Source organism: Lysinibacillus sp. FSL M8-0216 (assembly GCF_038595555.1).
Lineage (GTDB): Bacteria > Bacillota > Bacilli > Bacillales_A > Planococcaceae > Lysinibacillus > Lysinibacillus fusiformis.
On record NZ_CP152007.1, the window covers coordinates 4,506,635 to 4,521,001 of the forward strand.

General features: G+C 38.2%; 19 protein-coding genes. 7 read left to right on the forward strand and 12 right to left on the reverse strand.

Annotated elements, in window-relative coordinates; all coding sequences use genetic code 11:
- Positions 1-13 precede the first annotated feature (13 nt).
- From MKX57_RS22385 to MKX57_RS22405, 5 genes are all read right to left on the reverse strand, one after another.
- Positions 14-1,021, reverse strand: coding sequence for an iron ABC transporter permease (locus MKX57_RS22385; RefSeq protein WP_008175316.1), 1,008 nt, complete (start codon positions 1,019-1,021; stop codon positions 14-16).
- 104 nt (positions 1,022-1,125) lie between these two features.
- A complete protein-coding gene (locus tag MKX57_RS22390) occupies positions 1,126-2,106 on the reverse strand; it encodes an ABC transporter substrate-binding protein (protein ID WP_089985831.1) in 981 nt (326 codons plus the stop codon).
- A 204-nt stretch (positions 2,107-2,310) separates the two neighbouring features.
- Positions 2,311-3,141, reverse strand: a complete 831-nt coding sequence (locus tag MKX57_RS22395; RefSeq protein WP_090002076.1) for an AraC family transcriptional regulator — start codon at positions 3,139-3,141, stop codon at positions 2,311-2,313.
- Positions 3,142-3,151: 10 nt separating this feature from the next.
- Complete coding sequence (locus MKX57_RS22400; protein ID WP_008175322.1) at positions 3,152-3,616, reverse strand: DinB family protein; 465 nt, start codon at positions 3,614-3,616, stop codon at positions 3,152-3,154.
- Between the two features lie 16 nt (positions 3,617-3,632).
- Positions 3,633-4,202, reverse strand: coding sequence for a nucleotidyltransferase family protein (locus tag MKX57_RS22405; RefSeq protein WP_089985833.1), 570 nt, complete (start codon positions 4,200-4,202; stop codon positions 3,633-3,635).
- Between the two features lie 109 nt (positions 4,203-4,311).
- On the opposite strand from MKX57_RS22405, the gene MKX57_RS22410 reads away from it, so the two are divergent.
- The gene (locus MKX57_RS22410; RefSeq protein WP_239355128.1) at positions 4,312-5,106 is read left to right on the forward strand and encodes a sulfite exporter TauE/SafE family protein; all 795 of its coding nucleotides are present in this window, start codon (positions 4,312-4,314) and stop codon (positions 5,104-5,106) included.
- On the opposite strand, the gene MKX57_RS22415 is transcribed toward MKX57_RS22410, so the two are convergent.
- On the reverse strand, positions 5,099-5,467 hold the full coding sequence (locus tag MKX57_RS22415; RefSeq protein ID WP_342531169.1) for a nuclear transport factor 2 family protein: 369 nt from the start codon (positions 5,465-5,467) through the stop codon (positions 5,099-5,101). The genes MKX57_RS22410 and MKX57_RS22415 overlap by 8 nt on opposite strands.
- A 138-nt stretch (positions 5,468-5,605) precedes the next feature.
- Between MKX57_RS22415 and MKX57_RS22420 the strand changes: the two genes are divergently transcribed.
- On the forward strand, positions 5,606-6,091 hold the full coding sequence (locus tag MKX57_RS22420) for an SRPBCC family protein (RefSeq protein ID WP_342550622.1): 486 nt from the start codon (positions 5,606-5,608) through the stop codon (positions 6,089-6,091).
- A 97-nt stretch (positions 6,092-6,188) separates the two neighbouring features.
- Here MKX57_RS22420 and MKX57_RS22425 read toward each other — a convergent pair whose 3' ends face one another.
- The 5 genes from MKX57_RS22425 to MKX57_RS22445 all read right to left on the reverse strand — a co-directional run bounded on the left by MKX57_RS22425 (position 6,189) and on the right by MKX57_RS22445 (position 10,907).
- Entirely contained in the window at positions 6,189-6,950 is a 762-nt protein-coding gene (locus tag MKX57_RS22425; RefSeq protein WP_342550623.1) for a hypothetical protein, read from the reverse strand.
- 72 nt (positions 6,951-7,022) lie between these two features.
- Positions 7,023-8,651 (reverse strand): ABC-F type ribosomal protection protein, encoded by a 1,629-nt coding sequence (gene abc-f, locus MKX57_RS22430; RefSeq protein WP_342550624.1) that lies wholly within the window; start codon positions 8,649-8,651, stop codon positions 7,023-7,025.
- A gap of 361 nt (positions 8,652-9,012) precedes the next feature.
- Entirely contained in the window at positions 9,013-9,375 is a 363-nt protein-coding gene (locus tag MKX57_RS22435; protein WP_008175333.1) for a hypothetical protein, read from the reverse strand.
- Between the two features lie 204 nt (positions 9,376-9,579).
- Positions 9,580-10,092, reverse strand: coding sequence for a DNA-deoxyinosine glycosylase (locus MKX57_RS22440; RefSeq protein WP_089985838.1), 513 nt, complete (start codon positions 10,090-10,092; stop codon positions 9,580-9,582).
- A 20-nt stretch (positions 10,093-10,112) separates the two neighbouring features.
- Positions 10,113-10,907, reverse strand: coding sequence for a DUF2268 domain-containing putative Zn-dependent protease (locus MKX57_RS22445; RefSeq protein WP_089985839.1), 795 nt, complete (start codon positions 10,905-10,907; stop codon positions 10,113-10,115).
- A 105-nt stretch (positions 10,908-11,012) separates the two neighbouring features.
- Between MKX57_RS22445 and MKX57_RS22450 the strand changes: the two genes are divergently transcribed.
- Positions 11,013-11,264 carry a hypothetical protein gene (locus MKX57_RS22450; RefSeq protein WP_008175336.1) on the forward strand — a complete coding sequence of 84 codons (252 nt, stop codon included), beginning with the start codon at positions 11,013-11,015 and terminating at the stop codon, positions 11,262-11,264.
- A 58-nt stretch (positions 11,265-11,322) separates the two neighbouring features.
- On the opposite strand, the gene MKX57_RS22455 is transcribed toward MKX57_RS22450, so the two are convergent.
- Positions 11,323-12,060, reverse strand: coding sequence for a polysaccharide deacetylase family protein (locus MKX57_RS22455; RefSeq protein ID WP_089985840.1), 738 nt, complete (start codon positions 12,058-12,060; stop codon positions 11,323-11,325).
- Positions 12,061-12,319: 259 nt separating this feature from the next.
- Between MKX57_RS22455 and MKX57_RS22460 the strand changes: the two genes are divergently transcribed.
- The 4 genes from MKX57_RS22460 to MKX57_RS22475 all read left to right on the forward strand — a co-directional run bounded on the left by MKX57_RS22460 (position 12,320) and on the right by MKX57_RS22475 (position 14,344).
- Positions 12,320-12,442, forward strand: coding sequence for a hypothetical protein (locus MKX57_RS22460; protein ID WP_255250388.1), 123 nt, complete (start codon positions 12,320-12,322; stop codon positions 12,440-12,442).
- Between the two features lie 150 nt (positions 12,443-12,592).
- Positions 12,593-12,895, forward strand: coding sequence for a DUF1805 domain-containing protein (locus tag MKX57_RS22465; protein WP_008175342.1), 303 nt, complete (start codon positions 12,593-12,595; stop codon positions 12,893-12,895).
- A gap of 124 nt (positions 12,896-13,019) precedes the next feature.
- Positions 13,020-13,646 (forward strand): DUF2238 domain-containing protein, encoded by a 627-nt coding sequence (locus MKX57_RS22470; RefSeq protein ID WP_342550625.1) that lies wholly within the window; start codon positions 13,020-13,022, stop codon positions 13,644-13,646.
- A 53-nt stretch (positions 13,647-13,699) separates the two neighbouring features.
- Positions 13,700-14,344 carry an SIMPL domain-containing protein gene (locus tag MKX57_RS22475; RefSeq protein WP_342550626.1) on the forward strand — a complete coding sequence of 215 codons (645 nt, stop codon included), beginning with the start codon at positions 13,700-13,702 and terminating at the stop codon, positions 14,342-14,344.
- The last annotated feature ends 23 nt before the right edge of the window (positions 14,345-14,367 follow it).

Below are 14,367 nucleotides of genomic sequence, written 5' to 3' on the forward strand. Positions count from 1 at the left end.
ACTTGAGGTATTTTTACGCACGTTTTTCACCTCCGTGCTTACGAACTAAATATAAGAAGAATGGTACACCAACCAATGCTGTTAAGACTCCAATTGGCGTTTCAAACGGATAATTGACAAAACGGCTCAGGACATCACAAAGCGCCAAGAAAAAGGCACCAATAACCGCTGCACAAGGGATGATATAGCGATAATCCACCCCAACAAGGAAACGAGTAATATGCGGAATAACTAACCCTACAAAGGCTATTTTTCCAACGAGAGCAACTGCTGTCCCTGTCAAGCATACGACAGCTAACATACTAATAATCCGTACTGCCTTAGTTTTTTGACCTAGTCCCATTGCAATATCCTCACCTAGCGAGGTAATCGTAATGGCCCTCGCACATAATAAGGCCAAAAATAAACCAGTTAATCCAAATGGAATTGAGAGCATCAGCATATCCATATCTACCATATGTACCTTAGTGTTATACCAAGCACTGACTGTTTGTGATACTTGGAAATACATCGCGATCGCTGTAGCTATACTGCTTAAAAATGTCCCAATAACCGTTCCAATAATAGCCAGCCTTACTGGTGATAAACCATTTCGAATTAATGAGCCAAAGCCAAAAACAATGCCCGCACCCAGTGCAGAACCTAGCATTGACAATAAAATCATCTGATAATTAGGCAGTCCTGGGAAAAAGACAATAGCTAATGTTATAACAAATGCAGAGCCATCGTTGACACCCATCAATGACGGAGAGGCTAAATAGTTTCGTGTAATTCCCTGCATAACTGCACCCGCAACTGCCAAAAATGCTCCAACTAACAGTACTGCGGCTATTCTAGGAATACGTCCTGTTCGTATAATTTGGTGATCAACATTGGAAGGATCAAATGCTGATATTGCCTGCCACACAGTGATTACACTAATATCCTTTGTTCCATACATAACAGAAACAAGTGCCACAAGGGCAATAAGGAAAGGAGATACCGCTAATATTGAAAATGACACTATGTTTGTTTTTTTCAACTTTCACACCTTTTTCTATACCATTTTCTTATCCAAACTTCTATTGAACAAAAGGCCGGTAATAGCCCGGTGATATCACCAAATCTACTACCAGCCTGTGTATACTATTTAAGTAATTTTTCAGCTGCTGCATCTAAGAATTTAACCTTAGACCAAGCCGTACCACCTTGTGCTAATGGGTCAATTGTATTGACATAAATTTCTTTATTTTGTGATGCCTTTAAGCTAGTGAAAATTGGATTTTTTTGTAGCTCCTCTAATGCCTTTGGAGTATCCTTATTTTCTGATTCCTCAAATTGAAGGAAAATAGCATCTGGATTTACTTGAGCTAGTGTTTCCAGCGATAATTCTGCTTGCGCTTTAGCTGTCGTAACTACCTCTGGAACTGGCGCACCTAAATCCTCATATAAGACAGGATTTAAATAAACGCCAGCCGGATAAATGTACATAACGCCACCGCGAACACGGATGATTAACACTTGTTTATCAGCTAATTGCTCTTTCGATTTCACCTGTGCATCAGCAACTTTTGCCTCATAGTCAGAGATGATTTTTTTAGCATCATCTTCTTTACCAGCTAGCTGTGCAAGCACTGTCAAATTTTCCTTCCAGTTTGTTGAAATATGCGAGTAAGGAATCATTGTTTGAATTTTTTTCAACTTTTCAGCCGTTTCTTCAGGGAATTTTGAAGTACCCACAATGACATCTGGATCCAAATTAAGAATGGCCTCTGCATTCGGCTCCATTTTATTTCCTACAAGTGTAGCACCTTCAAAATCAGATGCTAGATATGCTGGCACTTTGCCACCAACTTCAAGTACACCTACTGGCTTAATTCCTAGCATTGCAGCGTCTTCCATAGATTCAAGACTTGCAGCGACAATATTTTTCACTTCTGCTGGAAGCTCATATTTCTCACCTAAGTAAGTAATTGTCTGGGTCTTAGCTAGCTCTGTCTGTGATTCTGTTGCACTTGTTTCAGCCGTATTATTTGTTGATGTAGACTCCTCCGCCTTATCTGTTCCACATGCAGCTAATGATAGTGCTAAAAGTGCTGGCGCACACATTTTAAAATATTTATTCATAGATATTCTCTCCTAACGAGCTCATATTGATAATGATAATCGTTTTCATATGTATGTCAATATATAATTGATACTCATTATCATTTACGGATACTATCCTAACAAAGTGAAAATAGATTGTGAATGGACGATTTCGAAAATGACATGGATTTTTGCCGATTAAATCAATAAAAAAACTGTTTCTTTTTTTTAAGAAACAGTCATTTATACGTATTTGGCTTCCTCTATTTTTAATTTTCGATAGGCTGAAGGCGATAAACCTGTACACTTTTTAAATACCCTACTAAAATAAAAACAGTCTATATAGCCAACACATTCTGCAATTTCAGCTACAGGGATTCCACCATATTCTAGCAAGTCCTTTGCTCGTCTTATACGGTATTCCGTTATATATGTGCTTGGATTCATGCCTGTATGCTGCTCAAATAAATAGGCAAATCGACGTCGTTCAATTTCAAATTCACTAGCAATATTTGATACCGAAAGCTGCTCCGCGTAGTGCTCATGTATATACTGTAAAGCCTGCTCCATCATTTCATTGGCATTATCCAGAACCTTCACTTTTGCCGCTATAAGAATGTGTTCCAGCAAATTCATGAATAATGTCTTAGACTTAAATACCGCCATACTCCCTGGAAAGGAATAGCTTTCTACCAATTGCTGAACTTGGGTAATAATTTGCGTATTATGGCCAGTTTTAATAAGAAAGTGTTGCTGAGCTAGTGGATAAAGTGCCGCCTCATCCATAGGTAGATTATAATGAACTACAGCATATTCCCAAACCTTCTGGCTCGTTACGTTCACTTCAATTGGCATTTGAGAACCGGCATGCACTATTACTCCTGGTTCCATCACATAAGGCGTTCCATTCAGGCTAAAAATAGCACTGCCTGCAAGCGGCACAATAATTCCACACTTTCCTGGTGCAGTAGTTCTCCCTAAATCAGCTTCTCCCGGCTCCATTTTTTTCGTAAAGACATCGGTAAATTTTACAGATGCTTGGGCAAAGTAATCTATTAAATACTTGATATCCATGTGCTAGCTCCTATACATGTAAAACGCTCTGAATTTGTGAAAAATGATGTAAATCATGGTCAATTAATCCGCCAAAATAATCCGCAACCGTTATGTTAGACTGCCCAATACTGAACGACTGGTGCCATTGCTCATCTGTCAATTGCTGAATGGTCTGTAGCAATTGACGCCTTGTCGAAACAAATTCAGTAATCGTTTTTTCTAAATGTTGTTCACGACTTTTTTCAGCTGCCTTCGTGTTCATATGCTCGATATCTGGCCCTTTTGGTAAAGATGTATTTATAAATAAATAAGGTATTCGATGTTCTAACACAAATGTATCCCATGGGGTAAGATGTCCTATCATCTCTGCAACCGACCATTTTCCAGATTCAATTGGCTTACGCCATTGCTCCTCAGATAAATTCCTCAAATCCTTTACCCAAATAAGAGATTGTTCATAGTGTTTAATAATCGACTTTTTGTCTCGTAGCATTGGATTTGCCCTCCGATTACTGTAGATTAATTTCTAATTTCGGCCATCTTAAATGCCACTGTTTAGAAGTAATTCTTTGGCGATATATCACATATCTTTCTTTATTTTCAAGGAAAAACGGCGTCGGTTCTATTATGCCAGCACTTAACTGGTGAATACCATATGGTGCAGCTACTTGTAGCCGACCATTCGTTAATTTAATACCGATAGCAGTTGCGATTTCAGGAAAATGAGAGATTCCATCTAAGGAAGAGTGATATGGATTACTCCCATTTATGACGTGCATCCTTGCCTGATTTTTGACCGACCAAGGCTCGTCTTTACAAATCTTCAACAGCTCCTGCTCATAATGCTTCTCTTTTTCCTCTGTTAAATTGGATGAATCATAATAGATCACATCAATATCAGCTACTGGTGTTCGATCTTCTTTCTCATAAATATAATCCCATACTTTTGAACGGATGAATCCTGCACATACCCAACAATCAGGGAGATGTACTTTTTCAACAGCTTCTAAAACATTCATCATCCAATCGTCTGCTGCTATTAGACTTATTAAATCATTCTCAGTTTGTAGCAATCTCATCTTAGCCCTCCAAAAGATAAAATAAATTTATAAATACTCAAAAATAATATATTAGATTTATATATTAAAACCCTTTACCCTAAAGCTATTCAAGTGAGGAGAGTCGCTTATGAAAAAAATTTTACTGGTATCGTTCTTTGTACTCCTTAGTTTGATGGGGCATTACTATGCAAAAATTTCTTTGACCCTCGTATGTATTGGTATTATAGCTGCCTTTATCGGTACACTTGCGGGAGGTGGAGGACTGATCACACTTCCTGCAATGATGCTGGTCGGCATTCCCATTCAGACTAGTATTGCGACAAATAAATTTTCAACTGGTATATCGGCTTTATCTAGCATTTTTTATTTACTGTACCATAAGGAGCTGCACTTAAAAGCTATTTTAAAATACATCGCTATTGCAGGTATAGGAGGGGTTGGTGGTGCACTTCTGGCCGTGTCACTATCTGAAAAAACTATGAATTTTACAGCCTGTATCCTACTGATCTTTGCATTAATCGTCACTTTAAAAAATAAGGCTTGGACTAACACTGTGAATCATACAGAGCATACAACGTCCTCCCTTTGGCAGCCCTTTTTTATTGCTATGTATGATGGTGGCTTTGGCCCTGGTTCTTCAACTTTTAGTATTTTATATTATTTGCGTTGCCAGCACACTTACATAAAAGCCGTACAACTCACTCGTGCACTGCTTTTTGGGAGTTGTACAGGAGCTTTTATTGTTTTTTATCAAACTGGTTTTATTCAATGGCACTATGCAATTGCCATGGCATTAGGCTCTATCCTAGGCTCTCAATTAGGCCTCCTAGTGCTGCCACATATTCCAATAAAAATAGCCAAACTACTCCTACCTGTCATTATTTCATTGTTGATTATTCAGATGCTATGGAAAATCATTTAATATTGCCACTCAAATGTTCATGAATTAACTTCCATTCACCATTCATCAACGTAAAAATATTTGTCGCTCTACCGCTACCTGATACAAATTTTCCATTATGATAGCCTTCATAGTGATATGTATAAAGACAGGTAGCTGTCTTTTCATCAACGGTTAACCATGCTATATCAGCCGCTGAATAGACCTCTTCTTGAATTACACTCCATGCGTGATTGAAGTAAGCACCAATTTCCTCTGTAGTCGTACATGTTTTATCCGAAAACCAATATACGGCCTGTGGATGCAAAATTACTTTTACCTCATTAAAATCATGCGTATTTGTTGCTTGGATATAACGTTCTAATGCTTGTTTATGTGTCATATTCTCACCTCCTTTTTAACAATATTATCCCATATCTCACTTCTTATAAATAATGTATTTATGTGATGTTCTCCTTTGAACAGTTCATAAAGAACACCTATAATAAGGACAAAACCACATAAAAAAACGGAGGATACTATGCTAGCTTCTATTGAAGAACAATCCAATCACCATGTTGCTACATTTAAACGCCCGCTCCCTCATGCGATAGAGGTTGTTTGGGCAGCAATTACTAATAATGACAAGCTACAAAAGTGGATGAGTAATTTAGAAATCATTGATCTTCGTAATAATGGTAAGATGCATTTTAATATGAACGATGGAACAGATGCCTATGAAACAATAGGCATTACTGATTATGCAGAGAATGAAACTCTAGAATTTGATTGGGGTACGGATACTGTACGATTCGAACTTTCTTCTACTGACGAGGGCACATTACTACTATTAGTGGAGACACTTCAAGCTTTAACAGAGCATACGCCAAAGGATTTAGCAGGGTGGCATATATGTCTGGACTTGCTGGCTGATCTGCTAGATGGTCAGGAACGGCTAACATTCCCAATGGAGAGTTGGCAACAGCGATTCCACGACTACAAGGACCTTTTAGATTCCGTAAAATAAACGACTAAAAAAATCCTAGAGTACAATTGACATGCACCTCCAATTGTTAGATGCGTCTAATAATTGGGGTCACGTCACAATGACTCTAGGGTTTTTATTATTGGTAAAACGCTGTAGCTATTTCTATGGCCTTTAGAGGATCCTTTATGGAATCGAGTGTATACACAAGCTTTTCATCCTGCCAAACGATTAAATTGCCTGATTGATAAACGTCCAATTGAGCCATGCCATATTGCTTTGGAATAGGGAGCATATGACTTTCTAAATATTCTACTACCTGCTTTGCAAGCTTGACACCAGCCTCTGGGTTTTCTGTTCGGGTATGTGTAGCAATTGCCCAACGGCCTTCATTCCATCCAGTCCATAAGGAACCGGCTCCCGCATCTTGGTAACCTTTCATATTGTACCCAAGATCCACTTTTCGCCCACCATTTTGATTAAAATTATCAAACGCTATTTGAGTGCTGGCACCTTCTGCATTGTTGTATTGCTTAACGAGCAATCGCCCTATGACGGTTGCTGATTTCTTTAATCGAATATCATTAATAGGTATATTCTCTTTACTTTCATAAAAAATAATTTCCACCTGATTCCCTTCAGTTCTTGTAGTAGCTGATAAAAAAGCACCCTCTTGAATAGGTAAAGTTGTTGGCATTTTTACGGTGAAATCAGCAGGTATTTGATCCTTGATTTGTTGCAGGACCGCTGTTTGTTCCATAACGGCTCCGTTTTTATGATGATTAGCTTGTTCTACAGGTATCTGGGTCTCACTTTCATGTGCTTGGTGATTTTCTTCACGATTAGCACAGGCACTTATAAAGCAAATACTCAAAAAAAGGACAAATAGCATTCTTTTCATTCGTGTGAACCTCCATCTATTAATTTCCTTCTCTCAGTATTTTTCCCTAGTAAAAACCAACTTAAACGTTATCTATTTTAGCTCGTTAATTCGCTTCGTAAGTTCATTAAATTTTTCATCTAGCTTGGCGTAATCCTTATCCTTAGCTGTGAGAAAGCTTAGTTTACCTAATATTTCTTGCCGTTCCGTTTCTAGCTTTAAACGAAGTGTCATTACATCCTCGTCCTGCTTAACCTCTTTTCTCCATTTTTTCTCTATCTGTTGACCATGAACCTCCCAGACACTATTCGTTACCTTATCCAGAAAGTAGCGATCGTGTGAGACGACAAGTAATGTTCCATTGTATTGGGCAAGCGTTTGCTCTAACTGCTCACGAGAAGGCAGGTCAAGGTGATTCGTTGGCTCATCTAAAATAAGAACGTTCTTGTCTGCTACTATATATGCCATCAGTTTACATTTTACCCGCTCACCCATGCTCATCTCCCCAATCGAAGATGTCCAATGTGTAGAAGTAAAGCCTAGATTTTTCATGAGATTACGAACTTTCCCTCGCTCTTCAAACGTTTCTTGATAAAAATACTGCTCTGGTGTCTGATCAAGCGGTAGGTCAAAAACTTCCTGTGTTAAATAACCAATGTTAGCTGCCGGAGATACCCATACCTCGCCCTCAGCCTTTAATTGACCTAAGATGACTTTTAAAAAACTTGTTTTTCCACTACCATTTGTTCCCGTGACGGCAATTTTATCTCCAAATTGCGCAGTGATGTTCACATCATTAAACAACAATCTGTCGTCGAAGAGTAAGGAGACATTTTTGGTCTCTAAAAACCGTTTACCGACACGTTGGTTGGTGCCTAAAGAAAAGCGTATTTCTGATTCAGGCTTCACAGCTTCGACCTTGGCCTTCTCAAGCTCTGCTTCTAATCGCTTTTTCTTAGATTTCACCTGGGAATCAAGACGCTTTGCTTTCACACGGTGATATTCCTTAAAACCTTCTAGCTTGGTAGACTGAGCATGACCCTTTTGAGACCATGCTGTTAGTTCCTGCATCTGAGCCTCAATACGCTCAATATTTTTTTGCTGCTTGTCGTATGCACGTTGTTGTGTTAATCTTCGATGCTCTCTTTCAGCCATATAGTTTGAATAATTGCCGTTATGTTCAATAAGTCTCTTGTCCTCAATCGACCAGATTTTGGTCGCTACGCTATCTAAAAAGTAACGATCATGTGAGACAACAATAATCGTTCCCTTATAGTTTTGTACTTGTTTAATCAAAAATGTGGTACTCTGTTCGTCCAAATGATTGGTTGGTTCATCCAGCATCAGAATTTGAGCACCCTGCGAAAAACCTTCTGCCAGGCGCATTTTCAGTTTTTCCCCACCACTTAATGCTGCAAATGGCACATTGGGCACCTTCCATTTAGATAGCAAATCTGCCTCTCTAGTCGTTATTTCCACCCTAGTAAAATGAGCTAGTTCCTGCTCTACAATTGCCATTTTCACAGTTTGTAGCCCTTTTATTTCTCCTGCTGTGGGTACTAGCATTCCGCGTATGAATTGAAGCAATGTGGATTTTCCAGCACCATTTCTACCAATAATGCCGATTACCTCACCTTGCTTTACGGTAGCAGTCACATGTTCAAATAAGAATGTATCCTTTATTTCATAGCTAATATCCTGTAATTTTAAAAGTTCCTTCATAACATCCATCCTCTCCAGTTGGAGGAATCAAAAAAATCCCTCCAAGTATTTTGGAAGGATTAGTCATCTCTACATATACACAAAATTAACTGTTGAAACAGCTATATTTGTTACTCCATTACTTATTTTAGACATAGTAAAATAAGCTTGCGGAATAGCGTTATATTGGCCTATTAAGACCAATACAAGCGTTAAATATGGAAAATGGGCAGACTAATCCTATTTTTATGGTTCGTGAAATATAAATTTCATCTGTAAAAAAATAAGATTAGTTATTCATTAGCCACCCATCGTCCCTTCATCTTTTATTACCGTCATTGTAACACCATTTTTTTGAAAATGAAACTTTCTGTGTGTGATATTATCTGAAACATTCAAATGAACGAATTTGATTTCTCGTTATCGTACGGAAATACCAGCCATACCGACTACTCCAACGAAAGCCAGCAATGAATTCTCTTCCTATAACCGTTGGGAAAAACCAAAAGCTCCTACCTGTATTCAACCAAATAAAGGTGTTTCTAAATAGGCAGGAGCGAATACCACTTGATCCTTCTCGCCGTGCAGGCACTGGTGGCGAAAAGCCTGGTGGTGCACTCATTGGCATTTGTCCTGCTGGAGGCGGACCAAAATTAGGTGGACCAAATGGTGGTGTTTCAAAATTATCATTGCCACCCCAGCCAGGTCTTCTAAAATTATCTTCTCTAAATGGATTATTGTACACACAAGCCCTCCTTTTACATAATTCAATATATGTAATCGGGCATTTAACCGTTGAGCCATTGCCTACCTAGGTGAAGATAATAGCAGAGTACTTTCCCTCATGCTATAACCTCTGGCAGCACATCTAAGTAAAGTGTAGGTATGCATCGCATCATCAGCGTATGGCTCTGATTATGTACAAAACAATGGTGGAATGACCGGCAAACTATTGAGATAAATATGACTGCATAATTCGCCAATCCTCTACTTTTTCGTCAAAGGATTTAATATTTTTCCCTGGTATTGGACTCGTTGACGGCATTTTTTTATAGGCTCGTCCAGCTAAAAGCTTTAATCCAATATGCTTTTTAAAAACATCGAATGCCTTCGCCCCATTAAAGAGTACTAACTCGATGTTCGGGTAGTTTTCAAAAAGGGTTAGAAAATCATTTGGCTTTTCATTGCGAATCGCCGCATCTAAGCTCCCTTTTCTCTCACAGGCTTCAATTGTGTCCCAAAGACCGATCGCATTCTTTCTTAATAAAGCCATTCTCTCACTATAATCGTCAGGAACTTCAATCTGTAATAGCTCGCCAATGATGGGCCAAAAGTGATTGCGTGGATTACCATAGTACTGCTGTTTTTCTAATGACTGTTTTCCCGGCATGGAGCCAACAATTAGCACCTTTGTGGATGAATCTACAACGGGTAATAATACATTTTTTACTTCACTAGACACAACAATCACTCTCCTTTTCTCTATTGTAGCGGAAAATCAGATCCGGCAAGTATATCTTGGCCTGGTATTAATAAAGGAAGCTGGGATGAATGATTCCTCACATACGATCGAACAATTTCATAGCCTATACAATAGCCTATCCACGGTGGAAGCTCTCCACCATATAAAAATGGTCGATGCTTTTCCAATCCCTGAAGTTGTAGGTTTGGCAAAAACTGAGATCTCCATAGTTTTATAACCTTCTCGAATGTATAGTTAGTTAACCATGGTGCTAGCCATTTATCTCCGTAAAGTTCTTTCACTGCACATTCTGCTAACCCCTCTAATATAAGAGATTCCAATAAAGTTGTTTCAGCTAAAGACTTTTTAAGATAGTGTAAACGGCAAACATGGTTATATTCATGGGCGAGTAATGCTTGAAGCTCCTGTTTTTCTACTTCTCCCACAAATAAAAAAAGCGAATGAGGATACGCCACACCATTTTTGTTAGTGATATTTTGTTGTCGGGTAATTGGAAATATATAAATAGGTATAGTTGGACCATCCCACTTCTGCTGTAAGTACATAAACTCCTGCTCCACACAGCCCCACACATTCCTCTGTTTCAGCCTCTCTAGATGAATCTCTTCCTCTGGTAAAAAAAGACCCTGCTGCTGTAATTCGAAGTGTATTTCCTCTGTATATCCCTCTTGAAATAGTTTGACCAAACGATCACATAGAACCGAACATTGTAAGCTATATAGCTCATCACTGCTCTTAGATTTTCTGGCAAATTCGTACTCCTCAAGCCACTTATCTGTAGGCTCAACTGCCATGTCATCACCTCTAGATAGTATATGTGATGAATAGACAATCGGCTAAAGATAAATGCATTAATTAGCATATATTAGCTTGTAATGAAGTAGAAAGGAGGGATATTTGTGAATCCAACTGATGCTTACAATATTTGTTGTAAATATCACGGTAAACGAGTTAGAATTTCGGATACATCTGGTAGAGTACATGTTGGGGAAATCACGAGGGTAGACAGAAGACAGGTATGGATTCTACCTGATAGAAGATATGGTGGTTATGGTCTTGGCTTTTGGGGATTTGGTGGAGGCGGATTTGGCGTTGGCATTGCACTAGGAACTGTTCTAGGTATTGCACTTGCTCCAATTATTTTCTTCTAGATTATATTGATGTGAAAAACGAGCCATTTCAAACATTGTTGAGATGGCTCATTTTTCATTATTGAACTTGCTCTTGCTGCTGTTTACTTTCAATCAACTCGGATATTGTAACAAATGTGTAGCCCTGCTTTTTTAATGCCGGTATTATCTCCTCTAATGCTTTAATGGTTTGTGTACGGTTACCACCACCATCATGAAATAATATGACATCACCAGGTTTTGTGCCCTTCATAACTTTTTGTACAATTTTCTTTACGCCGGGCTCTTTCCAATCTTGAGTATCCTGATGCCAAGACCACATCACGACCTTGTAGCCATCCTTAACAGCGGCATTTATCATGGCATCTGTGTAATTTCCACCAACAGGACGGAATAAAACTGGGGAAAAACCAGTAATACCATAAATCGTGTCATTCGTCTGTCGAAGCTCTTCTTGCAATTTATTGATGGAAACTTTAAACGGATGTGTATACGTATGATTGGCTAATTCATGCCCTTCTGTATAAGTACGTAAAACAAGCTCTGGATATTTGTCAGCGTTTTTTCCAATAATAAAAAAAGTAGCTTTGGCATCAAATTTGGCTAATAAATCAAGCACCGCCGCTGTGTATTTGGGATGTGGGCCATCATCAAAGGTAAGTGCCACTATTTTATCCTCCGTGTTAATATCCCACACAACTTTTCCTGTCTCCTCATAATACGGACGTCCTTTATTAGCATGAGCTTTGAACCCTACAAAAAATCCCGAGATGATTAAAACGAAAACCGTTAAAACCCATACATATTTACGTGTCATAGCATCACCTCCCAAGTCCACATTCACAGAACTCCGTCAACTTACTATTTGCGAATTACTGTGAATTATACTTGTGAGGGACCGTCTGTTTCCCTGTTTTAATTATTTCAAAAAAATTTATATATTTGAACGAAATGTGAAACATCATTCATATTCCTTTCTTTTCTTCTTTATTCATGTAAAATGAAATCATCACTGATATATAACAAATAATTAAATTCAATACATGTTATATAACACAATAAAGGGGATAATATAAATGTGGATAATTACTGTATTTGAAGAACACACGTATCGGATGTTTGAATATACTTCTAAAAGTGAAGCAATCATTGCATTAAATAAATGTAAACAAACAGCCCTATTATCTTATACAAATTAAATACTAAAAGGAATCTATTCGCCAAGAGTAGATTCCTTTTTATTATTTTGATATTGGACCTTTTTCTTTAGTACCAAGAGTTTTTTATTAGAAATGTCGAACACCTTGATAGTTATCGCCATATGTATATAGAGAAAAGGAGTGATTTCAATGGTGACAATTGAACCTATCATGATTAAGGGGCATTTCTTCACTGCAGTAGTTGTTCAATTACCTAAAACAACACTACTGACCATTTCCAATAATACTGGCTACATTATGTGCGGCGCATTAGATGTAGGTCTTTTAAATAGTCGCTTAGTTGATCGAAAAATTATTGCTGGTCGGGCAGTTGGTGTGAAAACGATTGATGAGTTATTAACGGCTCCGTTAGAATCTGTAACTTATGAAGCCGAACAACTTGGCATTACCGAAGGAATGAGTGGCGTCGAGGCACTTTTAAAAATGATTTAAGGTATAAAAAAGCGTCAGTTTTAGAACGAATGACTAGACGCTTTTCCTTTTTTTGAACCCCTACACTGGTTGAATAAGCAAACTCTCTCTTCCCCATACTGTGGGACAAAGGGAGCGTGTTGTCATGAATAATAATAATAAGCATTTTAAAATACATGTAACTTTCCTTGCTATTGCTTTAATCGTTTTTATATGGTCTGTTATTAAACCATCCTCCTACTTAGATTGGCTCGCTGAAGTTAGCCCAGGAATTGTTGCAATAATTATTGTAGTTTGTATTTATCCTAAATTCCGATTCACAACCATTTCATACTTGATCATTACCCTATTATCAATTCTAACATTTATAGGTGGGCATTATACGTATTCAGAGGTGCCACTATTTAATTGGATAAAAGAAGAATTTGATTTGCATCGTAATAATTACGATCGCTTTGGTCATTTTTTAAAAGGATTGCTGACCATTGTTATAAGAGAAATTTTAATTCGAAAAACCCCTCTTACAAAAGGGGCCTGGCTAACAGGTATCTCCATTAGTATTTTGCTTGCGATTGCTGCATTTTATGAAATCATTGAATGGTTAAGCACAAGAATCTCGAAGGGCAGTAAAGGGGCCAAAGACTTTTTAGGGATGCAGGGAGATCGTTGGGACGCTCAATGGGACATGTCTTTAGCGTTGCTAGGTTCCATTATTTCCTTGCTTTTATTGACAAAGCTCCATGATAAATATTTAAAGAGATTAAACAAATAAAACCATTTTTTGCATACTATGATGAATAAAAATCTTATGAAAGGTGGTAGTGTATGTACTATGCTCAGCTCCATCATCAGGCATCCATTCCCCTACGTGTTATAACTGTAACGGGCAATGGGCAGGTAAAGGCGAAGCCAAGCTCCATGCAACTACAAATAGAGGTTCAAACACAAGGCCAAAATGTACAAGAGCCACAGCAGAAGAATTCGGTTACTATGAAACAAGTCATTCAATCCATTACAGCCCTTGGAATTCCAAACGAACAAATTCAAACAGCCGCCTATACAATTACCCCACTTTATCATTTTGAAGACGGCCAACAAATTTTCACTGGTTATGAAGTAACGAATGCCATTACCGTCAATGTATCAGATTCTGAACGTGTTGGCTTCATCATTGATACAGCTGTAGAAAACGGGGCAAATCGTATCAGCAACATTCAATTCAAAGTTGACCATGCAGATGCTTACTATCAGCAAGCATTGAGTTTAGCTCTGCATAATGCTCAAGCAAAGGCAAAAACCATTGCAGAAACTATGCATTTACCTTTGCAGCTCCTCCCCACTGAAATTGTAGAAGAACAAGTTAATACACCTATTCTATATCGCTCAATGGCAGTCTCCTCCGATATGACACCTATAGAACAAGGGCAAATCGACATAAATGCCTCTGTCCGTGTGAACTTTCAATATTGAATAATGACTTGAGCCTTCAGCGA

What these genes read in the sequence shown, in the direction of transcription:
- MKX57_RS22390 (WP_089985831.1), bottom strand. Translation starts at nt 2,106, where the DNA reads ATGAATAAATATTTTAAAATGTGTGCGCCAGCACTTTTAGCACTATCA.
- MKX57_RS22395 (WP_090002076.1), bottom strand. Translation starts at nt 3,141, where the DNA reads ATGGATATCAAGTATTTAATAGATTACTTTGCCCAAGCATCTGTAAAA.
- MKX57_RS22400 (WP_008175322.1), bottom strand. Translation starts at nt 3,616, where the DNA reads ATGCTACGAGACAAAAAGTCGATTATTAAACACTATGAACAATCTCTT.
- MKX57_RS22405 (WP_089985833.1), bottom strand. Translation starts at nt 4,202, where the DNA reads ATGAGATTGCTACAAACTGAGAATGATTTAATAAGTCTAATAGCAGCA.
- MKX57_RS22410 (WP_239355128.1), top strand. Translation starts at nt 4,312, where the DNA reads ATGAAAAAAATTTTACTGGTATCGTTCTTTGTACTCCTTAGTTTGATG.
- MKX57_RS22415 (WP_342531169.1), bottom strand. Translation starts at nt 5,467, where the DNA reads ATGACACATAAACAAGCATTAGAACGTTATATCCAAGCAACAAATACG.
- MKX57_RS22420 (WP_342550622.1), top strand. Translation starts at nt 5,606, where the DNA reads ATGCTAGCTTCTATTGAAGAACAATCCAATCACCATGTTGCTACATTT.
- MKX57_RS22425 (WP_342550623.1), bottom strand. Translation starts at nt 6,950, where the DNA reads ATGAAAAGAATGCTATTTGTCCTTTTTTTGAGTATTTGCTTTATAAGT.
- abc-f (WP_342550624.1), bottom strand. Translation starts at nt 8,651, where the DNA reads ATGAAGGAACTTTTAAAATTACAGGATATTAGCTATGAAATAAAGGAT.
- MKX57_RS22445 (WP_089985839.1), bottom strand. Translation starts at nt 10,907, where the DNA reads ATGGCAGTTGAGCCTACAGATAAGTGGCTTGAGGAGTACGAATTTGCC.
- MKX57_RS22455 (WP_089985840.1), bottom strand. Translation starts at nt 12,060, where the DNA reads ATGACACGTAAATATGTATGGGTTTTAACGGTTTTCGTTTTAATCATC.
- MKX57_RS22460 (WP_255250388.1), top strand. Translation starts at nt 12,320, where the DNA reads ATGTGGATAATTACTGTATTTGAAGAACACACGTATCGGATGTTTGAA.
- MKX57_RS22465 (WP_008175342.1), top strand. Translation starts at nt 12,593, where the DNA reads ATGGTGACAATTGAACCTATCATGATTAAGGGGCATTTCTTCACTGCA.
- MKX57_RS22470 (WP_342550625.1), top strand. Translation starts at nt 13,020, where the DNA reads ATGAATAATAATAATAAGCATTTTAAAATACATGTAACTTTCCTTGCT.
- MKX57_RS22475 (WP_342550626.1), top strand. Translation starts at nt 13,700, where the DNA reads ATGTACTATGCTCAGCTCCATCATCAGGCATCCATTCCCCTACGTGTT.